25 protein-coding genes are annotated in these 21683 nt (G+C 71.8%); 10 read left to right on the top strand and 15 right to left on the bottom strand.

Annotation, left to right across the window (positions count from 1 at the left end):
* Nucleotides 1-596: 596 nt before the first annotated feature.
* Nucleotides 597-1448, top strand: a complete 852-nt coding sequence (locus tag ACWCO3_RS11730) for a hypothetical protein (RefSeq protein WP_450009782.1) — start codon at nucleotides 597-599, stop codon at nucleotides 1446-1448.
* 30 nt (nucleotides 1449-1478) lie between these two features.
* Here ACWCO3_RS11730 and ACWCO3_RS11725 read toward each other — a convergent pair whose 3' ends face one another.
* From ACWCO3_RS11725 to ACWCO3_RS11705, 5 genes are all read right to left on the bottom strand, one after another.
* Nucleotides 1479-2000: an ATPase gene (locus tag ACWCO3_RS11725; protein ID WP_357932715.1), complete on the bottom strand. Its 522-nt coding sequence runs from the start codon at nucleotides 1998-2000 to the stop codon at nucleotides 1479-1481.
* A gap of 117 nt (nucleotides 2001-2117) precedes the next feature.
* Nucleotides 2118-2564, bottom strand: coding sequence for a response regulator (locus ACWCO3_RS11720; protein WP_145782537.1), 447 nt, complete (start codon nucleotides 2562-2564; stop codon nucleotides 2118-2120).
* 68 nt (nucleotides 2565-2632) lie between these two features.
* Nucleotides 2633-2983 (bottom strand): STAS domain-containing protein, encoded by a 351-nt coding sequence (locus ACWCO3_RS11715; protein ID WP_145782539.1) that lies wholly within the window; start codon nucleotides 2981-2983, stop codon nucleotides 2633-2635.
* 117 nt (nucleotides 2984-3100) lie between these two features.
* Nucleotides 3101-4138, bottom strand: coding sequence for a cobalamin B12-binding domain-containing protein (locus tag ACWCO3_RS11710; protein WP_450009779.1), 1038 nt, complete (start codon nucleotides 4136-4138; stop codon nucleotides 3101-3103).
* On the bottom strand, nucleotides 4135-5892 hold the full coding sequence (locus ACWCO3_RS11705; RefSeq protein WP_145782543.1) for a PP2C family protein-serine/threonine phosphatase: 1758 nt from the start codon (nucleotides 5890-5892) through the stop codon (nucleotides 4135-4137). The genes ACWCO3_RS11710 and ACWCO3_RS11705 overlap by 4 nt, the downstream gene beginning before the upstream one ends.
* Before the next feature lie 174 nt (nucleotides 5893-6066).
* On the opposite strand from ACWCO3_RS11705, the gene ACWCO3_RS11700 reads away from it, so the two are divergent.
* Nucleotides 6067-6393, top strand: coding sequence for an STAS domain-containing protein (locus ACWCO3_RS11700; RefSeq protein ID WP_145782545.1), 327 nt, complete (start codon nucleotides 6067-6069; stop codon nucleotides 6391-6393).
* 71 nt (nucleotides 6394-6464) lie between these two features.
* On the opposite strand, the gene ACWCO3_RS11695 is transcribed toward ACWCO3_RS11700, so the two are convergent.
* A complete protein-coding gene (locus tag ACWCO3_RS11695) occupies nucleotides 6465-6779 on the bottom strand; it encodes a hypothetical protein (protein ID WP_145782547.1) in 315 nt (104 codons plus the stop codon).
* Between the two features lie 201 nt (nucleotides 6780-6980).
* On the opposite strand from ACWCO3_RS11695, the gene ACWCO3_RS11690 reads away from it, so the two are divergent.
* The 3 genes from ACWCO3_RS11690 to ACWCO3_RS11680 all read left to right on the top strand — a co-directional run bounded on the left by ACWCO3_RS11690 (nucleotide 6981) and on the right by ACWCO3_RS11680 (nucleotide 10021).
* Complete coding sequence (locus ACWCO3_RS11690) at nucleotides 6981-7958, top strand: DUF2267 domain-containing protein (protein ID WP_450009775.1); 978 nt, start codon at nucleotides 6981-6983, stop codon at nucleotides 7956-7958.
* 115 nt (nucleotides 7959-8073) lie between these two features.
* Complete coding sequence (locus ACWCO3_RS11685) at nucleotides 8074-8868, top strand: spermidine synthase (protein WP_145782550.1); 795 nt, start codon at nucleotides 8074-8076, stop codon at nucleotides 8866-8868.
* Nucleotides 8869-8926: 58 nt separating this feature from the next.
* Nucleotides 8927-10021: an AI-2E family transporter gene (locus ACWCO3_RS11680; protein ID WP_450009773.1), complete on the top strand. Its 1095-nt coding sequence runs from the start codon at nucleotides 8927-8929 to the stop codon at nucleotides 10019-10021.
* Here the strand turns inward: ACWCO3_RS11680 and ACWCO3_RS11675 are convergent.
* Complete coding sequence (locus ACWCO3_RS11675; RefSeq protein ID WP_145782554.1) at nucleotides 9992-11293, bottom strand: NAD(P)/FAD-dependent oxidoreductase; 1302 nt, start codon at nucleotides 11291-11293, stop codon at nucleotides 9992-9994. The two genes, ACWCO3_RS11680 and ACWCO3_RS11675, sit on opposite strands and share 30 nt — an antisense overlap.
* A gap of 158 nt (nucleotides 11294-11451) precedes the next feature.
* On the opposite strand from ACWCO3_RS11675, the gene ACWCO3_RS11670 reads away from it, so the two are divergent.
* Nucleotides 11452-12921, top strand: coding sequence for a M1 family metallopeptidase (locus tag ACWCO3_RS11670; RefSeq protein WP_358164597.1), 1470 nt, complete (start codon nucleotides 11452-11454; stop codon nucleotides 12919-12921).
* A 120-nt stretch (nucleotides 12922-13041) separates the two neighbouring features.
* Here ACWCO3_RS11670 and ACWCO3_RS11665 read toward each other — a convergent pair whose 3' ends face one another.
* Entirely contained in the window at nucleotides 13042-13569 is a 528-nt protein-coding gene (locus tag ACWCO3_RS11665) for a GNAT family N-acetyltransferase (protein WP_167524842.1), read from the bottom strand.
* Nucleotides 13570-13667: 98 nt separating this feature from the next.
* A complete protein-coding gene (locus ACWCO3_RS11660) occupies nucleotides 13668-14660 on the bottom strand; it encodes a LacI family DNA-binding transcriptional regulator (protein WP_450009771.1) in 993 nt (330 codons plus the stop codon).
* Nucleotides 14661-14782: 122 nt separating this feature from the next.
* Between ACWCO3_RS11660 and ACWCO3_RS11655 the strand changes: the two genes are divergently transcribed.
* Together ACWCO3_RS11655 and ACWCO3_RS11650 are read left to right on the top strand one after the other, a co-directional pair.
* Nucleotides 14783-15370 carry a CGNR zinc finger domain-containing protein gene (locus ACWCO3_RS11655; protein ID WP_145782560.1) on the top strand — a complete coding sequence of 196 codons (588 nt, stop codon included), beginning with the start codon at nucleotides 14783-14785 and terminating at the stop codon, nucleotides 15368-15370.
* 82 nt (nucleotides 15371-15452) lie between these two features.
* Nucleotides 15453-16097 carry a hypothetical protein gene (locus ACWCO3_RS11650; RefSeq protein ID WP_145782562.1) on the top strand — a complete coding sequence of 215 codons (645 nt, stop codon included), beginning with the start codon at nucleotides 15453-15455 and terminating at the stop codon, nucleotides 16095-16097.
* 16 nt (nucleotides 16098-16113) lie between these two features.
* Here ACWCO3_RS11650 and ACWCO3_RS11645 read toward each other — a convergent pair whose 3' ends face one another.
* The 5 genes from ACWCO3_RS11645 to ACWCO3_RS11625 form a co-directional block, all read right to left on the bottom strand.
* The gene (locus ACWCO3_RS11645; protein ID WP_145782564.1) at nucleotides 16114-16407 is read right to left on the bottom strand and encodes a DUF6510 family protein; all 294 of its coding nucleotides are present in this window, start codon (nucleotides 16405-16407) and stop codon (nucleotides 16114-16116) included.
* 24 nt (nucleotides 16408-16431) lie between these two features.
* Nucleotides 16432-17196, bottom strand: a complete 765-nt coding sequence (locus ACWCO3_RS11640) for a ferredoxin reductase (RefSeq protein ID WP_450009783.1) — start codon at nucleotides 17194-17196, stop codon at nucleotides 16432-16434.
* A gap of 7 nt (nucleotides 17197-17203) precedes the next feature.
* Nucleotides 17204-17803 (bottom strand): sulfite oxidase-like oxidoreductase, encoded by a 600-nt coding sequence (locus ACWCO3_RS11635; protein WP_145782566.1) that lies wholly within the window; start codon nucleotides 17801-17803, stop codon nucleotides 17204-17206.
* 75 nt (nucleotides 17804-17878) lie between these two features.
* Nucleotides 17879-18904 carry a TerC/Alx family metal homeostasis membrane protein gene (locus ACWCO3_RS11630; RefSeq protein WP_145785680.1) on the bottom strand — a complete coding sequence of 342 codons (1026 nt, stop codon included), beginning with the start codon at nucleotides 18902-18904 and terminating at the stop codon, nucleotides 17879-17881.
* A 217-nt stretch (nucleotides 18905-19121) separates the two neighbouring features.
* Nucleotides 19122-19532 (bottom strand): DUF2267 domain-containing protein, encoded by a 411-nt coding sequence (locus tag ACWCO3_RS11625; protein WP_145782568.1) that lies wholly within the window; start codon nucleotides 19530-19532, stop codon nucleotides 19122-19124.
* A gap of 155 nt (nucleotides 19533-19687) precedes the next feature.
* Between ACWCO3_RS11625 and ACWCO3_RS11620 the strand changes: the two genes are divergently transcribed.
* Nucleotides 19688-19960: a DUF2795 domain-containing protein gene (locus ACWCO3_RS11620; RefSeq protein WP_088989827.1), complete on the top strand. Its 273-nt coding sequence runs from the start codon at nucleotides 19688-19690 to the stop codon at nucleotides 19958-19960.
* Between the two features lie 42 nt (nucleotides 19961-20002).
* On the top strand, nucleotides 20003-20668 hold the full coding sequence (locus ACWCO3_RS11615) for a DUF1345 domain-containing protein (RefSeq protein WP_450009767.1): 666 nt from the start codon (nucleotides 20003-20005) through the stop codon (nucleotides 20666-20668).
* Between the two features lie 284 nt (nucleotides 20669-20952).
* Here ACWCO3_RS11615 and ACWCO3_RS11610 read toward each other — a convergent pair whose 3' ends face one another.
* Nucleotides 20953-21621 carry a hypothetical protein gene (locus ACWCO3_RS11610; RefSeq protein ID WP_145782572.1) on the bottom strand — a complete coding sequence of 223 codons (669 nt, stop codon included), beginning with the start codon at nucleotides 21619-21621 and terminating at the stop codon, nucleotides 20953-20955.
* Nucleotides 21622-21683 lie beyond the last annotated feature (62 nt).

Below are 21683 nucleotides of genomic sequence, written 5' to 3'. Positions count from 1 at the left end.
CGCCAGCCCCAACGAAACGACCCGCCGCGAGGTCTGACCTGGCACACCGCACCGGTCGCCGCGCGGCCGCACCGCTGCACCGCTGCATGATCGTGCTCGATCCTGGTTGTAGTGGCCTCGTGCGTCGGTCGAGGCCACTATTTCCTGGTTCGAGCACGATCATGGGCGGGTTTGACGGCGAGAGCAGGGCGCGACAGGTCGGCAGCACCTCCTCGACACGATGATCCACTCGGCATCGGTGAAGTGGGGGTATCCGTACGGCTCGGATACCCCCACTTCGGGGAACCCGAGTGGATCAAGCTGAATCGGAGCGTTTCGGGCTGGAATCGTTCGGTCAACAATCCGGTGGGCCGTTCGGTGGACTCGCAGCTGGCCGTTCGACGGACCGTCACGCAGGGCGAGGTTGGCGGGTGCAGCGGCCGGCGTGGCGACCGCAATCACGCCCCGAATCGGAAATAACCGTCTCGCCTGATCTGTGGGGTTGCTCCGCTCCGCTGACGTTTTGCGCCATCGAGTCCCCCTGATCGGGGCAAAGTGTGGCGCATGCCACCGTACCGGCGGACGATATCGAGCATTTGGGTCTTTAGCCTCGTCAGGTGCATCCCGACGACCCCTCCGACCAGAAGCTGACCGACGCGCGCCCGACCACCCAATCGGACGACGCCGCATCAACCGAACGGACGATCGGCCGTCACCGCGCCTCCGAGCCGCCCCGTCGCAGCCTGCTGGGCTCGACCCCGGTCCGGGTGGCGCTGGCCACCGGTGTCACCTGCTGCCTCAGCCTCGTCGCGGTGGCCACCGCGCTGGGCAGCAGCGACGACACGTCCCGCCCGGTGGAGCCACTTGCCGAGGCGGTGGCCGACCGTGCGGCGATCGCCGACGAGCGCGCCTCCCGATCGCTGGACCGCGACATCGCCCCCGCGCGGATCCTGCCCAGCCCGACGGCGAAGCCCACACCACGCCCCACCGTCGCGCGCAAGGCACCCAAGAAGCCGGTCAAGCCGCGCCGACCCCGACCGGTCGCCGGCCTCGACCAGGCGCAGATGGACAACGCGAAGATCATCGTTGACGTCGGCCTGGACATGAAGATGCCCCGCCGCGCCCTGGTGGTGGCACTGTCCACCGCCATGCAGGAGAGCAACCTCTACAACCTGGCCAGCGACGTCCTGCCGGAGTCGGCCAACTACCCGAACCAGGGCAGTGGGTCCGACCACGACTCGGTCGGGCTGTTCCAGCAGCGCCCGAGCAGCGGCTGGGGCACGGTGGCCGAGTTGATGCGCCCCTCGTACGCCGCGCGGGCCTTCTACACGGCCCTCAACGAGGTCCCCGGCTGGCAGGACATGAGCGTCACCTACGCCGCCCAGTCGGTGCAGATCTCCGCCTACCCCGACGCGTACGCCCAGCACGAGGAGCGGGCGACGATCGTCGCGGCGGCGCTCACCGCCTGAGCCGGCCGCCCACGTCGCGGCCCGGCCGGGTCAGCGACGGCCGGAGGGCGGTTCCGCGCTCGTGTCCAGCCCGCCGACTCCCACCCGACTCCCGGGTACGCCCGCAGCCGCGGTCGGGGTGTCGGCGGGCACCTGGTCGACAGTGAGCTGACCGAGGATCTCGTCCACCTGGGCCTCACGCCGCCGGCGGAGGTACAGCGCCGCCTCGAAGTCGCGGCGGGCCTGCACGGCCTCCGCGTACGCCTGCTCCCGTACCTGCCGGGCCTCCTCGCGGGCCTCGTCCAGCTCGACGCGAGCGCGGGCCAGGAGGTCGGCAGCCTCGCGCCGCGTCGCGTCACCGGCGTGCCGCCTGCCGGCGGTGTCGCCCAGGTCGAGCCGTCGGAGCAGCCCGCTGAGCCAGGCGGCCTCCTCGCGGATCTCGTCCCATTCACGGCCCGCCCCGGCCGCGCCCTGGGCCCGCGCCGCGAGCCGGGCCAACCGGATGCCCAGCTCGTCCAGGCAGGAATCCACCTGCCGCTGGTCGTAACCGGTCTCAACGACGGAGAACCTCATACTGTCGCCCCCCCCCAGGCAGCTGCTGTTACTTCCCCACCTGGATCCTCGGCCCAGACCACGACGGCCGAGGGGGTTCGGGAAAAATGTTCAGCATGCGTGCGCGGGAGTCGCGCGTCAGACGCGCTTGGGCAGCACGACCACCCGGCCGAAGAACTCGTCGATGCGGCGCACCACGTCGTTGAAGTCGTCCAGGTCGATCGGCTTGGTGACGTACGCGTTGGCCTGCAACGTGTAACTGCCCACGATGTCGGTGTCGGCGTTGGAGGTGGTCAGCACGACGATCGGGATGGTCCGCAGGTCCTCGTCCTGCTTCACCGCGCCGAGCACCTGCCGACCGTCCATCCGCGGCATGTTGAGGTCGAGCAGGATCACGTCCGGCCGGCGGGCCTGCTGGTGCCGGCCCTCGGCGCGGAGGAACTCCATCGCCTCCTCGCCGTCGCTGACCACGTCGATGACCTTGTCGACGTCGGAATCCGCCAACGCCTCCTCGATCATGAGCACGTCACCCGGGTCGTCGTCGACCACCAGGATGCGTACCGGCTGCGGGCTGTCTGCGCCCATCACTACCTGCCTCGGGTCGGCGGGGACGGGACCTGACGGTCACCGCGCTGGCGGGGAAATCTAGCCCATCACTGGGCGGTCTGCGACGCCGGGTCGAGTGACTCCGGGTCGTGGCGCAACACGTCGGCGAGGCCGGTGACCCGCAACACCCGCTCGACCCGCCCGCTGGCCCCGGTGAGCCGGAGCCAGCCTCCCTCGGCTGCCGCCTGGTTGTCTCCCCGGACAAAGACCGCCATGCCGGTGGAGTCGCAGAACGTAAGGTCGGTGAGGTCGAGCAGCACCCGTGTCTCGCCAGCGGCGGCGAGCTCCTCGATCGCGGTGGTCAACTGCGGGGCCGTGCTCAGGTCCAGCTCGCCCGTGAGCCGCAAACGGGCGGCGCCCCCGCCGTCGCGCTCGACGTGGCTGACACTGAACGTCACCGTACTCCCCCTCGCTCCACCCGTGGTGGGACGTTTGCAGTGCGGCAAGTATACGCAGAGCTGACTCGTCGGCCGAGGGCGCGGTGATCGACCCAGAGCGGCCGCCGAACGGCCCCGTCAGCGGTTGACGACGGGCAGCGCGGCGCGTCCCAGGGCCAGCACACGCGCCGCTCGGGGGAAGTCACGCAACGCGACACCGTAGTGGTCGAAGGGCAGGGCCACGGCCTCCACGGGCACCCCACGGCTCACCAGGATCTCCACCAGCCACTCGACGAACTCGGTGAACAACGACGAGTCGTCGACGTAGACCGCCGCGGCCAGGAAGTCCACGATGTGACCCAGGTCGCTCACCGTCGAGTCGAGCTGGGTGGCGCTGTAGGAGCGCGCCGCCGGCACCCGCTCCAGCAGGTCGGCCAACGCGCCGTCGATCAGCTCACCCCGACGCCGCACCAGGCTGGCGTACTCGTCGTCGGCCAGGTGCGCCAACCGCGCCGGCGGCACCGCGCGCAGCGCCCCCTCGTCGGAGATGAGGTCGGCCGCTGCGAGGGCGTCCGGTGCCCAGGCCACGCCGAGCCGACGCGCCCACCGGCCGTCCGTGCCGAACCCACGCCCGCCGACCACCACGGGTACGTCTGAACGACGGCAGGCCTCGATCATCCGGTGGGCGTACGGCAGCCGCATCGGCAGCGCGCACGCCAACGCGACAGCGTGCGCGTCGTAACGGTGCAGGTACGACACGAGATGTGCCGCCGGCACGCTGGCGCCCAGGAAGGTCACCTGCCAGCCACGCAACCGCAGCACCTCGGCCACCAGCCGGGGCGGCAGCGCGTGCCACTCGCCGTCCATGCAGGCCACCACCACCCGTCCGCCGGTCGGGCGTGGGTTGACGTGCGCGACCACCGCCGCCACCACCTGCTCGCTGATGTGGGTGGCCGCGTGCTCCTGGGCGACGCTCCACTCGTTGCGCGCCCACCGCTCGCCCACCTCGGCCTGGGCGGGCGCGACCAGGTCCAGCAGCACCCGCTCGGCCGGTACGCCATCGTCGAGCAGGCCGATCGCCAGGTCGATCGCGCCGTACTCGTCGGCGTCGGCGAGGCAGTCCAGGTAGCCAGCGAAAGCCCCGGCCGGGTCGGCGGCCGTTGTGGCGATGGTCACGCGTCGGTCTCCCCCTGCTGGGCGGTATCGGTCAGTTCAGGCACCGAGTGCAGGTGCCGCGACCCACGCCCGCCCGGGGCGGTCGCCCGCAGCGCCAGCACCGCGATGTCGTCGTGGTCGCCGTGCCCCAACCAGTCGCAGGTGACCTGTTCCACCCGCTCGGCGAGGGCCGGCGCGGGCATCCGTTGACAGCCGGTCACGGCAGCGACGAGCCGTTCCGTGCCGAACTGCTCGTCGCCGCGTCGACCGCCACGGGCCTCGGTCACCCCGTCGCTGTAGAGCAGACAGGTCTCCCCCGGCGCCAGTCGTACGGTCACCTCACCGACGCGGGGGTCGGGCACCACCCCGATCAGCATGCCGCGCAGCGGCACCGACTCCACTTCGCCGGAGGTCCGCAGCACCAGCGGCGGCAGGTGCCCGCCGCCGGCCATGGTGAGGGTCAGGCCTCCGTCGCGTTGCGGGCGGGCCACGCCGAGCACGATCGTGGCGAAGCGGCCCTGGCCGTGCGCCTGGGTGGTCTCCAACAGCGCGTCGTTGAGCAACCGCAGCAACCGCCCAGGGTGCGACTCCAGCCGGTGCAACGCCTGCAGGCACTGCCGCAACTGGCCGGTGAAGACCGCCGCCTCGACGCCCTTGCCGGACACGTCGCCGAGGAAGAACACCGAGCCTCCGTCGGCCAGCCGGTGCGAGCCGTAGAAGTCGCCGCCGATGCGCAGCCCCGCCTGCGCGGGCCGGTACGCGGTGCCCCACTGCACGCCCGCGGCCTCGGCCGGCTCGACCGGCAGCAGACTGGCCTGGAGAGTGTCCGCGACCTCCGCCTGGTCGCGGTAGAGCAGCGCGGTGGTCAGCGCCGCGCCGGCGCGGGCCGCGAACGCGCGGATCAGGTCCACGTCGGCGTCGTCGTACCAGCGGGTCGCGCGGCGGGCCACCAGCAGCACACCGACCGGCGCGTCCCGACCGGGCAACGGAACGACCCGGGCGGCGCTCTCGGTGCCGGCGAGGGCGGGCAGCCAGCCGGCGTCGACCGCCTGCTCGACCAGCCAGTCGACCGCGTGCGGCTCGACCCCGGTCAGCCCGTCGGCGATGGCAGCCGGCAGGTCACCGCCGGCCAGCGTCCCGCTGTCCACCGTCGGGGCCTCGTCGTCGGTGCGCGAGGCCCGCCACCAGCGAGCCCGACCGCCACGTGGGGCGAGCACCAGCACGGCCACCTCGCCCAGGGTCGGTACGGCGAGACGGACGACCGCCGCGGCGGCCCGGTCGGGGTGCAGCGGATTGCCCAGCTTGTCGCCGACGACGGCCAGGAACGTCGAACGCGCCCGTTCGGCGAGCAACGCGTCGGCGCCGCTGACGCGGTCGGTGACGTCCTCGACGTACCAGCAGCAGCGGGCTCCGGAGAGGGGCACCTGGCGGGCGCTGAGCCGGCGCCCGCGATGGGTGAAGTCGCCCTCGGCCATCTCGGGCACACCGGCCGCGTCCAGCGTCTCGCCGGACGTGACCTCGGGTAGCAGGCGTTCCGCCATCGGGCTGACGTGCCGCACGACGCCGTCGGCGTCGCAGACGATCAGTCCCTCCCGGAAATGCTCGACGACCTCGAACCAGTCGGGGGCGGCGAGATCGCGGTCCGGGGCGAGCGGCGGCAGCGCGGCGGAGGACCGGGGCGGCACGTCGGCGGACCACGCCGGGGACCGTGTCGTACTCGGCGTGGGAAGCCGTCCGTCGCCCGGGTCTATGTCCCTGACGTCGGAAGCAGTCACCAGCTGAGCCTCACTCCTTGTCGTCTGCCCGTGCGCGCGCCGGAGACCGGCGCATTGTCGAAACCCTTCAGGCCACACTACGCCGGTCGGCGGATAGTGGCACCTCAGGGCATTCGGAGGGCGATCGGCCGCGCCCCGCTTTGCGTTTCGCCGCTCGACTGGGAAAATGACGGGATGTCCGATCAGCTGTTGACCATCGAGGCAACCCGGCTCGACGCCGGGCACGTCCGACTCCGGCTGACCGGCGACCTCGACTACGACACCGCGCCCGAGTTGACCGCCGTGGCAGCCGACCTGCGCGGCGACGACGAGGTGCTGATCGACCTGACCGGGGTCAGCATCTGCGACTCCTCCGGGCTCAGCGCGCTGCTGGTGGTGCAGCGGAGCGCTCGGGTGATTCACCTGACCGGGGTCAGCCCCCAGTTGCAACGGATGCTCGACCGCACGGGCCTGGCCGAGTTGCTGGCCGTCGACCACGACGACCTCCGCGCCACCGGCTGATCGTCGGCCACCCCGGGCGGGCCGGGGTGGCCCCCGACCCTGGGACCTGGGGTCGGGGGCCGGAGGAATGTCTAGGGTGCCGTCATCGGCTGGAGCCGGGGCCCGCTCTCACGCAGTTCGCCGGTCGGGGGCGGTTCAACGTCCTCGGGCTCTCCCGAATCGGGCGTCTGGTACAGATAGCGGACGAACTGCCCACCCGCCTCGTTGTCGTCCGCGCCGGGCCACTGGCCGATGCAGTCCATGCCGACCACTTCACGGCCGGTCCCGTCGGCCTCCTCCAGCAGCGCCCACAGGCTCACCGGGTAACACCTGGTGGCCTCGGGCGTGACCTGCCAGCGCGCGTACCAGCCGGGTCGGGCGGGGACGATCTCGACGATCTGCTTCATGACGACCTTCCTTCCGCGTACCTCGGAAGAACGTTGGTCCTGAGGTGATCGTGCGGGCCGTGCGGGTGAGCACCCCTCACCCCCGCCGGATGAAGCGTCGACGAAGGCCCTGCCGACCCGGCCGGCGGTCCCCGTTTCCTTCTCTTCGACGGCGGGAAGGCGACTGTCGCAGCCACGATCCCCAGCGGAAGGGGTGCCACGATGCGCAAGCAGATGGAAGGCGACAACCAGAGGCGTCGGGCGTTGGCCCGGCAGGCCCGCGAACAGAGTCGCCAGCCCAGCGAGATCGGCGCCAGCCTGAGCGCCTCCAAGCAACTCACGAGCCTCGAGGCAGGCAAGCGAGCCGGCCCACCGCCGGCCGGACCCCACAAACCGGACAGTACGCGCGGCGGCCCGGCCCCGCCGCAACTCGGCAGCGCCGACAACCCGCGGCCGCAACCGTCCCCGCCGAGCGGCGCGGCCGGCGTGAGCACGATGGGCTACCACGACCTGGTCGACGAGGTCCGGCGTCGCGCCGGGGTCGACTTCAAGACCGCCAAGGTGGGTACCGAGGCGACCGTTCTGGTCCTCGCCTTCGCCCTGGAGACCGCCGAGCGGCAGCGGCTGCTCGCGGCGGTGCCGGCGTCGCTGCACGACGTGCTGCCCGTCGACGGCATCGAACGGCACCAGGACCTTCCCGGCTTCCTGGCCGAGGTGGGTCGGATCAGCGGCAACACCCCGGAGCAGGCCCGATACCAGGCGGAGGCCACGATGGCCGCGCTCGCCGAGCAGGATGGCGACCTGGTCGAGTCGTTGCACGTACCCGACGGGCTGCGCGACCTGCTCAATCCGCCGGAGGCCGGCGGCGGTCTGGTCGGCGCGTCCACCACCACACCCACCCTGGACGCCGACGAGATCGACGCGGCGTTGGACGACCTGCCCTACTGGTCCGGCGACAGCGAGGGCCTCTACCGGGTCGTCGCGCTGCCGCCGGACAACCTGGACCGGGTGCTGGCCCGCCTCGACCGGCTGCGCCAGGACAACGGCCGCGGCCCGAGCATCGGGCGTCCCGGGGACACCGCCGCGGTGTTGACCGTGCGGACCAGTCAGGCCAACGGGGTGACCGCGCTCGACGTGGACCTCGCCCACCAGGTCGACGACGCGATCGACGAGGTCGGGGCCGGGATGGCCGGCGGCTGACCGGCCACCGTGACCCGGGCGGGCCGGCGGGCGGGGTCACACCCCGCTCCGCCGGCCCGTCGGCCGTGCCGGGTCACCGCCGGGCCGGACCGCCGGCTCGGCTAGCGTGCCGGTCATGAACCGCGCCGCCGACCGGCTGGAACTGGTCGTCGACCCGGTCCGGCGGACCGGGCGGACGCTGCTGTCCGCCGGCGTCGAACAGTCGTACGTGGACGTCGAGGACCCCCGACACCTGCACTTCGAGTACGTCCGGCGGATCGCCTCGGCGGTGCGGGTGGCCGCCCCGGCCGGCACCCCGTTGCACGTCCTGCACCTGGGCGGCGGCGCGTTGACGCTGCCCCGCTGGCTGGCCGCCACCCGACCCGGCTCCCCGCAGCGGGTCGTCGAACGGGACCCGGCGGTGGTCGAGCTGGTCGCCCGGGAGTTGCCGCCGCTGCCGCCCGAGGTACGGGTGGAGGTCGCCGATGCCCGGGACGCGCTCACCGCCACCCCGGCCGGCCGGTACGACGTGGTGATCGCCGACATCTACCGGGCCGCCCAGATGCCCCGGCACGTCCGCACTGTCGAGTTCGCCGCCGAGGTGGCCCGTGTCCTCCGCCCGGACGGGACGTACCTGCTCAACGTGACGGACCTGCCGCCACTGGTCGCCACGCGGGCGCAGGTCGCGACGGTGCGGGCGGTCTTCGCCGACGTGTGCGTCGTCGGTGACCGGCGGATGCTGCGCGGCCGGCGGTACGGCAACCTGGTGCTGGCCGCGACGTCACGCCCCGGCGGTCTGCCGGTCGGCCGGCTGGCGGTGGCGGCCCTGCGCGACCCGGTGCCCGGTGGACTGCTGCACGCCGCCGCGCTCGACACGTTCGTGGCCGGCGCCCGTCCCGTTACCGACATGGACGACACCGTCGGCCGCTGATCACCGATGCGTCCGCAATGCCGGGTTTCCGACGCCCCCGGCGGGGAAGGCGCGGCGGATGAGCAACGCCGACGATCGGGCGACGGCCCGCCGGACCCTGATCGTGATCGGTCTGGTGCTGGCGAGCGCGTTAGCGCTGGCGTTCGTGTACGCGACCCGCCGGGTGCTCGCCTGGGCCGTGGTCGCCGCGTTCTTCGCCGTGGCGCTCAAGCCCCTCGTCGACCGGCTGCAACACCGCCTCGTCCGGCGCCGGTCAGTGGCCACGCTGCTGGTGTTCCTCGTCGCGTTCGTGCTGCTGGCGATCCTGGCCGCGCTCATCCTGGTGCCGTTGTTCGACGAGGTGGGCCGGTTCGCCGACCGGGCACCCGGACTGTTGCACGAGGCCCGCGCCGGCCAGGGCCCGCTGGGGCGCCTGCTGGAACGCACCGGGGCGCGACGCTACGTCGACGAACACTCCGACCAACTGCGTGACCTCGGAACCCGGCTGCGCCAACCCGCTGTGGGCGTGCTGCGGGGCGTGGTCGAGACGGTCGCCGGGCTGGTCACGGTCATCGTGCTGGCGTACCTCATGGTGTTGGAGGCCCCGCGGATCACCCGCGGCGTGCTCGCGGCGGCCGGGGACGGTCAGGGCGAGCGACTGCGCCGGGTCGGCCGGGAGGTGTCGCGGTCCGTCACCGGCTACCTCACCGGCAACCTGCTGATCAGCGTGATCTGCGGGCTGTTGACCTACGTGGTGCTGGCCCTCACCGGGGTGCCGTTCGCGGCCGTGATCGCCCTGCTGGTGGCGGTGGCCGACCTGATACCGCTGGTCGGCGCCACGCTGGGCGCGGTGATCGCGGCCGGGGCGGGATTCCTGCACTCCCCCACCGCCGGGGTGGTGGTGCTGGTCTTCTTCGTGGTCTACCAGCAGGTGGAGAACCACCTGCTGCAACCGTTCATCCTGTCCCGGGCGGTGCGGCTCAACCCGCTGACCGTGCTGGTCAGCGTGCTGCTCGCGGCGGAGCTGGCCGGCCTGCTCGGCGCGCTGCTGGCCATCCCCGCCGCCGGCATCGTCCAGACCCTGTTGCGGGAGTACGGGCCGCGTCGGCTCCGGCCCGATCCGGCCCCGCCGGGCGGTGCCCGCTCAGCGGGCCCGGCTCGCGACCTCCGGTGAGGTGCTCTCCAACGGGACCGCGTTGGCCGGCACCAGCCCCAGCTGCACCGCCGACCGGGTCAGCGCGGCGTCCAGGGCCCAGTCGGCGCTCACCCGCGTGCGGTTTCCCGGCATCGCCATCAGGTGGTACGCCCGGGTGACCGCCTTCGCCGGCAGCCCGCCCAGGTTGACGTGCAACGGGTTCGCCGCCGCGTCCTTGCCGCCCAGGTCGACGACCCAGCCCAGGTCGTGGTGCTTGTACGGCTTGCGCTTGCCGAAACCGTACGACGCGGCGATGTTGTGCGCCGCGCGCTTGCCCTGCCGTTGCGCGTGCTGGGCGGTCATCCCGCAGACCTTGCCCGGGTTCACCAGGTCAGGCACCGCTGCGGCGTCACCGATGGCGTACACCTCCGGGTAGCCGGGGACGTTGAGGAACTCGTCGGTCACCAACCGGCCCCGGTCGGTACGCAACCCCAGCTCGTTGACGAACGGGTCGGGCCGCACCCCCACACACCACACGAGGGTGCAGGTCGGCACGTACTCGCCGTCGGTGAGCTTCACCCCGTCGCAGGTCGCCTCGGCCACCGACGTGCCCATCCGGACGTCCACACCGCGCCGTTCGAGCACCCGGTGCGAGGTGTCCGACATCCGCTTGTCCAGCTCCGGCAGCACCCGGGACGCGACGTCGAGCAGCATCCAGCGGGGCCGGACGGTGAGCCGGGGCCGCTGGGCGTGCAACGCGTCGGTGAACAACTGCCCGTGCGCGGCGACCTCGGTGCCGGTGTAACCCGCCCCGACCACCACGAACGTGGCCCGCGCCTGCTGCTCGGCCGGATCCTCGGCCTGCTCGGCAAGCTCGATCTGCCGGATGATGTGGTCGTGCAGGTAGACCGCCTCGGGCAGGCCACGGAAGCCGTGCGCGTACTCGGTCACCCCGGGGATGGGCAGCAACTTGTTGACACTGCCCACGGCGAGCACCAACCGGTCGTACGCCAGCCGATTCTTGTCCCCCTCTGCCTGGGTGAAGCCGACCCAGCGGTTCTGCAGGTCGACGTGGTCCGCCTCGCCGATCACCACCCGGACGTTCTTGAGCGTCCCGGTCAGCGGCACCGCGATCCGTTTGGGCTCGACCACCCCGGCGGCCACCTCGGGCAGCAACGGCAGGTAGAGGAAGTAGTCGGTGGAGTTCAGCACCACGATCTCGGCCCGGTCCCGGGCGATCCGGCTCAACGTCTTCGCCGCGTGGTAACCGGCGAACCCGGCCCCCACGATCACCACACGAGGTTTCGTCATTGCGGGCCGTTTCCCGTCGCGGGCCCGGACAAACGTCCCCGAACCGGCCGGTCGCCTTCCGGGTGTTCACCGGATCGCAACAGTGGCGCCGGCAACTCCTGGCCGCGCCCACAGCGTTTGAGCTCGCGTAACACGTCCCCGACCTCCGGAGTGAACAGGTGCGTTACCGATCCACCGTCGCCGTGCTGGCGTCCATGACGCTGCTCGCCGGCTGCACGGCCGACCCACCGGCGGCGCCGACGAAGGGCGGCACCTCCGCGACCCCGTCCGGTGCCCCCACGCTCTCCGGCCCGTACGCGGCGTTCGCGGCGGGCATGTCGAAGCCGGTCGTTGACCCGCTCTACCCCGAGCGTGGCACCGACGCCGTGGACGTGCTGCACTACGGACTCGACCTGGACTGGTCACCGACGAAACGCACCCTCACCGGCACCGCGACAGTGCACCTGCGGCCGAGCCGGGACGCGTCGTCGGTGAGCCTGGACTTCACGCCGTACACCCTCGACACCGTGACCGTCGACGGCACCAGCGCCAAGGCGGCGGTCACCCGCGAGAAGCTCGTGGTCGAGACCCCGGTCCGCGCGGACGTCCCGATCACAGTGGTCGTCGGCTACCACGGCAAGCCGTCGACCACGCCGATGCCGTCCAAACGCGGCGATGCCCACCCGCTCGGGCTGACCGTCGACAGCGAGGGCGGAATCTGGACGATGCAGGAGCCGTTCGGGGCCTTCACCTGGTACCCGGCCAACGAACACCCCTCCGACGAGGCGCTCTACGACATCGCCATCACCGCGCCCAAGGGCTGGACGGGAGTCGCCAGCGGCACCCCGGTCGGGCAGAGCGGCACCACCTTCACCTACCGCAGCACCGTCCCCGTTGCGTCGTACGCGACGACCCTGGCCGTCGGCAGGTACAAGAAGCTCGCCGCCACCGGCCCGCGCGGCATCCCCGTCACCACCTGGTACCGCGCGAAGGACACCCGGTACCTGCCGATGCTCAAGCGGTCCCCGGGCTTCCTCACCTGGCTGGAGGAGCGCTTCGGGCCGTACCCGTTCGACTCCGCCGGCCTCGTCATGGTCGAGTCCGGCTCCGCCATGGAAACCCAGCAGATGGTCACCCTGGGCGAGGTCCAGCCGCAACGCGGCGACAGGATGTTCGACCTCACCACAGTGCACGAGTACGCCCACCACTGGTTCGGCGACGCCGTCACGCTCACCGACTGGCGCGACATGTGGCTCAACGAAGGCTGGGCCCTCTACGTGCAGAAGCTCTACGAGCAGGACAAGTACGGGCTGTCCGACGCCGAGCTGGTCGCGTCGAGCCGGCAACGCGACGGGGAACTGCGCAGGGAGTACGGCCCGCCGAGCAAGCCCGACCCGGCCGAGTTCGGTGCGACGAACGTCTACACCTGCGGCGCGGCGATGCTCCGCCAACTGCACCAGGCGCTGGGCGACGAGCGGTTCTTCGACCTGGCACGGGGTTGGGTGCAGGAGAACCTGCACACCCAGCAGACCCGGGCGTCGTTCACCGCGTACGTCAACAAGAAGACCGGCCACGACTTCACCGCGCTCATCGACACGTGGCTGGACTCCCCCACCACGCCCCCGGAAACCGGTCCCCTCGCCCGGTGACGACCGGCGGCCCGGCGGCCCGCAAGATCCGCGCAATATCCCGGATGTTGCTGCCTCATCGGCTCGTGAGGCAGCACTTTCCCCGATGTTGCGCGGATCTTGGATCGGCGGGCCGACCGGTCAGGCGGTGGGTTGGGCGGTGATCGCCCACCGTTCGTGGTCGCGCCAGGCGCCGTCGATGAACAGGTAGTCCGGGGAGAAGCCCTCCAGCCGGAAACCGAGCTTGCGGGCCACCCGCCGGGACGGCTCGTTGCCCGGCTGGATGTTCGCCTCCAGGCGGTGCAACCCGGCAGTGGTGAACGCGTGGTCGATCACCAGGGAGACGCCCGCCGAGGCGTGGCCGGTCCCGCTGTACGGCAGGAACGCCGCGTACCCCAGGAACCCGCCGCGCAGCGCGCCCAGCACGATCCCGCTGATGTTCACGTAGCCGGCGATCGCACCACTGGCCCGGTCACAGATCAGGTAGCCCGCGCTGTCGCGGCGGCGGATCCGGCGAAGGTAGAGGTCGTACTCCTCGGGGGTGCCCGGCGCGGCCAACCACGGGTGGTGCAGGTCCCGGCTACGCCGCGCGGCGGCGACGAACTCGTCGGCGTCGGCGGGCCGGGGCCGGCGGATCGCGGCGGGACCGCCGGTACGCAGGTATCTCACGGCCGACCACTCTGACCGACCGAGGCGGCTGTTGTCCAACCGACCGGGCGTCGTCGCGCAGCACGATCATGCTGGGTGGGTGCACCGGCCGCCGCGGGTCATCGCGTCCCGGCGTCGGTGCTCTCCCGGGGAAGCACTGTGTGCGGCGCGATGATGTCGGCGACCGCAGCGTCCGGTCGGTTGATCCGGATGGCGAGGCGGGCCACGGCCTCCCGGGCGACGAAGCCGGTGTCGACAGCGACGGTGCTCAGGGTGGGCCGCGAGTAGCGTCCCTCCTCGATGTCGCCGATGCCGATCACCGCCACGTCGGCGGGGACGCGCAGCCCCACGTCGAAGGCGGCCCGCATCGCGCCGATGGCGAGCGGGTCGGACGAGCAGAGGATCGCGTCCGGGCGGTCCGGTCCGCTGAGCAGGTCACGGGCCGCGCGGTAGCCGTCGGCCCGCCGGTGGTGCTGCGCCGACAGCACGGGACCGGGCACCAGCCCGGCCCGTCGCAGCGCCCGGTGGTATCCCGTCGAGCCCGGTTGCGGCGCGGCGGTGGCGCGTACACCGATTGCGGCGACCCGTCGGCGACCGACGCCCAGCAGGTGGTTCGTCGCGTCCTCGGCGGCCTGTGCGGCGTCGATCCGGACCTGGTCGCACCGCTGGTCGTGCGATGCGCCCCCGATCAGGACGACGGGTGGACCGGTGGCGGCCAGCGGGCCGTCCGGTTCGTCGAGCGTGCCGGACGCACCGACCAGGATCCCGTCCACCGGCATCGTGCGGACGTCGTCGAGCCCCGACGACATGGGCTGGTCGTCGTGCGCGACGACCACGCGCAAGCCCCGCTGTCCGGCCGCGTGGACGACAGCGGTGGCGAGATCGTCGGCGTACGGCAGGTGGGTGGCCGGTAGGACGAGGGCGAGCACCCCGGTACGCCCGGTACGCAGGGTCCGGGCGGAGGCGTTGGGCCGGTAGCGCAGCTGGACCACGGCGGCCTCGACCCGCCGCCGCACCTCGGCGCTGACGTGGGGGTAGCCGTTGACCACATTCGAGACGGTCTTGATCGACACCCCGGCGAGCCGGGCCACGTCCTTGAGCGTGGAGGCCACGACCCGCCCTTCCCGACCGATGTCACACCGGCAAAACAGTTTCACTGGTGTAGTTCCGACCCTCGCAGGCGATGACACACCTGTCAAGGCGGTACGGTGGTGTCAATGACAGGGGGTTACCGGTGGACGACGACGCTGCCGTGCCGGCCGCCGCCCGGCTGATCCGGGACTTCGTCAACACCGTCGAGCCACAGATCGACCACGAGACGTTGACCAGCCCCGGCCTCCTCCGCGACTGGTTCGCCGAACGGCACCTGATGCCGGCCGACGCACACCTCGGGCCGACGGACCTCGACCTGGCCACGACGATCCGCGAGGGCCTGCGCGCGGTGCTACTCGGCCACGCCGGCCACGAATCCGACCCCGGCGCGCTCGATCGGCTCAACCAGGCGTTGGCGGGGATGCCCATCGCGCTGCGCTTCGCGGACGACGGTCATCGCCTGGTCGACGCCGCCAGCACCCCCCTGGGCCAGGCCGTCGCCGGTCTGGTCGACGCCATCCGGCAGTCCGCCGAGGACGGCACGTGGCAACGGCTCAAGGTCTGCGCCCGCGACACCTGCCGCTGGGCCTACTACGACTCCTCCCGCAACCAGACCCGCCGCTGGTGCTCCATGGCCGGGTGCGGCAACTACGTCAAGATGAAACGGGCGTACGCCGTCCGCACCGGCCGTCGGCCATCGGCCCAACCCCGACGCCCTGATGCCCCCTGAGGAGGCCGAAGACAGGTCAGGTCACCCGCACCCGCGAGTAATCGGCGAGCCCGTCGTCGACAGTGGATGCGAGGATCAGCCGATGGACGACGATCTCGCGGTTGCCCTGGCACGCGTTCGGGACGTGTTCGCCCGCTACCCGCGCCGTGCGGTGCTCGACGGCTGCCCGCACTGCAAGGGCGACGTGCTGGTCGACGAGCACGACCTGTTCTCACTGACCATCAGCCTCGGCAACACCGTCGGCAGCCGCGACGACGTGAAGAGCCTGCTCCCGGTGTTTCTCGAGTCGCTGGTGGTGTCCGAGGACCTGTACCCCGGCATCATCCTGGGCAAGCTCCCCCGCGAGGAGTGGCGCACCTGGCCCCAGGACGAGCAGGAGGCCATCGACGCGTACCTCGACGCGGTGTGGCGGTCGCTACTCGCCCACCACCCGCCGCGACTGGGGGCCTTCGAGGACGCAGCGACGTTCCTCGACGCGGCCCGCGCGGCCGGCGAGCGCGTCGAACGATTCCTCGACGTCTGGGACGCCACGCCCACCTCGTCGGCAGACCGTCACCTGGCCGAGATGGTCAGCAGAGTCGACTTCCTGAAGAGGAAGCCGAGCCTCCTGGGAGACTGGTTACGCCGAGAGGCGGTACGCGACCGCCTGCACCGCGCGTTCGAACGGGACCACGACTCGGCCTGGGCCGACGACCTCGCCCGGGCCTACGACCTCCTCCGCCGCTGACCGGGGCGCCTGCTCCTCAGAGCGGGCCGGAGAACGGCTGCTGCATCGGCATGGGGACCTGGAGGAAGGTCGTGCCGCGCATGTCCAGCCAGGCCCGGTCCGGCCCACGGACCAGTCGCATCATCACCGCTTCGCAGGACGGGCAGCGCGCTACCAGACCCGGGGCGTGCGAGTAGACGTGCAGGCTGGCCATCGAGCCGGTCATCCCGCAGTTCTCACAGCGACCCGTCGCGCTGCTCAGGTCCACGGTCAACAGCTCGCGCATCGGGCCGTCGAGCATGTTGCCGTCCACGTACGACATCTCGGTCATCGGATCTCCTCGACAGGGCGTGCGTCAGCCGGTGGGGCCGAAGCGTTCGGTCTTGACCCGCCGCGACGGATGCCCGAGCCCCACCATCAGGTCGGCGACGGTCTCCACGAACGCGGTCGGGCCGCACACGTAGGTGAGCGGTTGCAGGTCCGGTGGCCACCCGTGCGTGTTGACGTCGGCGAGCCCGATGCGGTGCGGGTCGCCGCGCCAACCCTCGGGCGCCTCGCGGGTGTAGACGTACGCGACGTCCAGGCCGAAGTCGTCGCGGACCCGGCGGCGAAGCTCGTCGGCGTAGATCACGTCACCGGGGGTGCGCACCGAGTAGATCAGCCGGAACGCCGCCTTGTTGCCGGCGGCGCGGCGGGCCCGGATCATCGCCATCAGCGGCACGATCCCGGAGCCGCCGGCGACGAGCTGCACCGGCGCGGTCTCCTCCGGCCGCCAGATGAACCACCCACCGAGCGGTCCGCGGACCTCCACCGGGTCGCCCTCGCCGAAGACATCGATGAGGTACGGGGACACTTCGCCGTCGTGCACGCGCTGGACGGTCACCTCGATGCGCGGGCCGCCCGGGCCGTCCACGACCGGCCCGGCGATGGAGTACGACCGGGCCGCCTGGTAGCCGTCCGGGGCGGTCAGGCGCAGGTCGACGTGCTGCCCGGGCAGGTGACCCGGCCAGTCCGGCACCTCCAGCACCAGGGTCTGCGCGGTAGGTGTCTCCACCCGGCGCTCCACCAGCCGACCGACCTGCCAGCGGTTGGCCGTCCGGGGCGGGCTGCTCGTCGCCACGGTGCGCTCAGTCACCCTGGTACCGCTGTTCGCGCCACGGGTCCCCGTAGTCGTGGTAGCCGGCGGTCTCCCAGAACCCCGGCTCGTCCATCGTCTTGAGCCGGATGCCGCGAACCCACTTGGCGGACTTCCAGAAGTAGAGGTGCGGCACGAGCAGCCGCGCCGGGCCGCCGTGCTCGGCGGCGAGCGGGGCACCCTCGAAGGTGTGCGCCACCCAGGCCCGGCCGCCGCGCAGGTCGTCCAGCGGCAGGTTGGTGCTGTAGCCGCCGTAGGAGTGCGCGAGCGCGAAGTGCGCCCCCGTGTCGACGTCGGCGAGCAGGGTGTCCAGTGAGACGCCCTGCCAGGTGGTGCCGAGCTTCGACCAGCGGGTGACGCAGTGGATGTCCACGTGCGGCGTCTCCTGCGGCAGAGCCATCAGCTCCTGCCACGACCAGCGGTGTTCGCTGCCGTTCTCGGCGGAGATGACGAACTCCCAGGTGTCCAGGGAGACCCGGGGCGTCGGGCCGGCCGAGAGCACCGGAAAGTCCTCGGTCAGGTACTGACCAGGCGGCAGGGCCGGCTCCTGCGTTCGGGGCCGACCCTGAAAACCCGGTGACACGATTCCCATTGCACAGTCGTACCACCCGCGCCGGTGGGGGCGGGAGGTTTCCCGCGTACCCCCTCGTCGCCCGGCGCGGCGCGGTCAGTGCCGCTCGGCGACGACCTTGCGGTCCTCGGGCAGGTCGCCGCCCCGGGTGGCGCGCAGGCTGGTCACGGTGACCACCACCAGCACACCGATGATCACGCCGAGCGAGGCCAGGGTGGGGATCTGCGGCACGCTGTCCCAGATGCCGTGCGCCCAGTGCAGGCCCAGCTTGAGGCCGATGAACGCGAGGATGATGGCCAGGCCGTAGCTGAGGTGCACCAGCCGGCTCAGCGCCGCGTGCAGGACGAAGTAGAGCGCCCGCAGGCCGAGCAGGGCGAACGCGTTGGTGGCGAAGACCAGGTACGGGTCCTCGGTGATGCCGTAGACCGCCGGCACCGAGTCGACAGCGAAGACGACATCGGTGGCCAGCACCGCGACCACCACCAGGGCGAACGGGGTGAGTGCCCGCTTCGCGCCCTGGCGGACGGTCATCTTGGTGCCGTGGTAGTCGTCGACCACCGGCATGACCTTGCGCAGCAGCTTCACCGAGCGCATCTTGTTGATGTCGACTTCCTGCTGGTGCCCGGACAGGGCGTCACGCAGCAGCTTCACCGCCGTGGCGATGAGGATGATCGCGAAGAGCAGGAAGGCGAAGTCGAGGGTCTGCAGGGCGGCCGCGCCGAGGGCGATGAACACGGCCCGCAGCACCAACGCGCCGGCGATGCCGTAGAGCAGCACCCGCTGGGCCAGCACCGCCGGCACCGCGAACGCGGCCAGCAGCAGCATGAAGACGAAGAGGTTGTCGACCGAGAGCGACTTCTCCACCAGATAACCGGTGAGGTACTCCACGCCCTGCTGGGAGCCGTAGCGGGACCAGATCCAGGCGCCGAACGCCAACGGCAGGGCGATGTAGAACGCCGACCAGCCGATGGCCTCCCGCATGGACACCTCGTGCGGGCGACGGGTGACCAGGAAGTCCAGCACCAGCAGCAGGACCACGCCGATGATCGTGACCGCCCACAGCGTGGGCGTGCCGACCGACGACAGGTCACTGGCGGCGGACAGATACGACACTTCGCGCATTGGGGTCTCCTCGAACACCGTCATGTTCGAGGTCTCCTTCACCCATCACCGTGATGGGCAACCACCCGAGGCGCGCCGGGCGCGCCGTACTGACCGGAATGGTTCGTGGGAAGTACTCCCCTCGCACGACAAGGTTAGGCCAGGCCGAATCGCCATGCCAAGCGGGACATTGATGGTTGCCCTGGTAAACAGCTGTGTGTGACCGGGAAGGCCGCTGTCAGGCGCGACGAAGCGTCACGCCCGGCGCCATCGCCTGCTCGACCAGACCCCGGTAGTCACGCGGCAACTGGGTCACCACGTCGTCGAACTCACCACCGGTGATCGCCTCGCGCAGAGTGGTGAAGACCGCCCGGACGGCGTCGTCGGCGGCAGGCTCCTCCACACCGGCACGTAACGCGACCCGCGCGACGAACTCGGCCGCACCGAACCGGTCGGCCTGCTCGGTGCTCGGGCTCGGCTTGAGCACCAACTGCAACGGCTGCGGCAGTTGAACGGCCAGGTCCAGGACCTCACCGCCGGTCAACCGCTCGGCGAGCGTCTCCAACACCGCCCGGGTCAACTCCACCGCCCGCTCGGACGACGTCGCGGTGCGCTGGGAAACCTGGTCGATGAAGGTGTCGTAGTTCATCGCGTACTCCCTCTGGGCTCGCGTCGGCGTCTGCGACTACCCGCGGCGACCCAGCGGAAACGGCGGGGTTTCCTGCGCCCGGCGGGCGTGACCGGCCGGCGGGCGGGTAACCGCCGCCGGTCGTCACCACATCGATGCCCGAGGGAGCCCCTGCCATGGCGAGTTACGCCGAGGTCCTGCAGTACCTGTCGAGCCTGGACTACCCGGCCGAGAAGGCCGACGTGGTCCGTGAGGCCGAACGGGAGGGCGCCCCGCCGGACGTGCTGAAGGCGCTGCGCGCGCTGCCGCCGGTGGACTACGCCAACGGCACCGAGGTCGCCCGGTCGGCCGGCATCGAGGCGGCACCCGAGGTGGGCGCCGCCCAGCGGGCCGAGCAGGCCCGGGACAAGAAGCACAACCGGGTCTCGCAGCATCTGCGCGGCATCTGACCCGGCGGTGACGTCGACCGCCCGGACACGGACTCGTCACCGATGACCCACACCAGCCCATCCCGGCCCGTGGAGGTGCGTTTCCCCGCCGCGCGGCAACTCGCCGTGGTGGCGGTGGCCGGCGTCGTCGCCGGCGGCCTCTTCGCGCTGCTGCTGCCAGTGCCCCTCGCCGCGCTGGCCGGCTGGGACGTGGGCGCCCTGAGCTGGCTCGTGCTGGTGTGGCTCAAAATCTGGCCGATGGACGCCGAGCGGACCGCCCGGTTGGCAGTGCACGAGGACCCGAACCGGGCGGTCCGCGACGCGCTCCTGCTCGTCGCCTGCCTGGCCAGCCTGCTGGCCGTGGGGTTGGTCGTGGCCAGCGCCCAGAGCGCGCCTCCCGGTGTGACCCGCGAGCTGCACAGCGGGCTGGGCGTGCTGAGCGTGGTGCTCTCCTGGTTCGTGGTGCACACCGTGTTCGCCGCCCGGTACGCCCGGATCTACTACACCGGCCCGGACGGCGGGGTGAACTTCAACCAGCCCGAGCCGCCCTGCTACTCCGACTTCGCGTACGTCGCGTTCACTATCGGGACCACGTTCCAGGTGTCCGACACCAACCTGACCAGCAACGAGATGCGTCGTACGGTGCTGCGGCACTCGATGGTGTCGTACCTGTTCGGGGCGTTCATCATCGCCGTGACAGTGAACCTGCTGGCGGGTCTTGCGCGCTGAGTCGTTCCTCGCGGTCCGGCCTACGGAGCGACCGTGGCGGCCCCGGGGACGACACGGGGGCGAGGGTCGAACGAATCGCCGGGACAGGCGGGCGCCCCCTGGTCACGAACCGCGACCCGGGGCGCCACGCAAACCTGCCCAGGCGGTGAACCGCACCCGAACCGGGTGCCGTCACCAGGCGGTGGATGGCCGCTCGAACCGAGCGGCCAGCACTGCCGGGTCCAACCATACGACAGAACATCCTCCATTCGGTCAGTATTTGGCGAAGTGTGGGCCACCACACGTCATGATCGGCCCGTCACCTCCGCGTACCGGTGCTCAAGGTCGACCCGCGCCAGCGCCCCCACCAGCCAGGCAAGCTGCTCCGACTCCCCGCTGGCCAGGCCGGCCAGATCATCCGCCGACCTGCCCAGCCCGAGCCGACGAGCCGCCGCCAACGCGCGCCGGTCGGCCACCGGGGCGACCTCCCGCCACAACGCCTGCGCCTCGCGGAGGAACAGGTCGACGACCTGGCCGTCGACACCGGGAAGCTCGGCGAGGAGCTCCCGCTCCCGAGCCGGATCGTGGTGCGCCAACGCCCGCAACCTCCGCAGATCACCCCGGTATCGCTCGACAACTGTGCGACCCAGGTCGCCCAGCACGGCGGCGAGGGCGTCCACGTCGCCTCGCTGACCGCTGGCACGCAGCACCCGCACCCGGTCCTCGTGCAGCGAACGGGCCAGCCCTGCCGCGCTGTCCCAGCCCTCGTCGCGCAACGCCCGGGCACCGTCCAACGCCCGGCGGAAGTCACCCCGACGGGCCAGCAGCACCGCCAGATAGAGCACCTGGAACAGGCTCGCCGGATTGTTGGTCACCCGAAAGCCGTACTGCTCGGCGAAGCCCCGCCCGGTGCCGGCAAGCCGGCGCGCCAGGCGCTTCCGGTCCGCCATCGGGGTGATCAGAGTGGTCGGCATGCCGGCGACTACCCGCGCGACCGACTGTCACACGCGGGGTGCACGCCGGTGCGGTCACGGGC

This window comes from Micromonospora sp. NPDC002411, from assembly GCF_053592955.1.
This window is presented reverse-complemented; position numbering and strand designations above follow the sequence as displayed.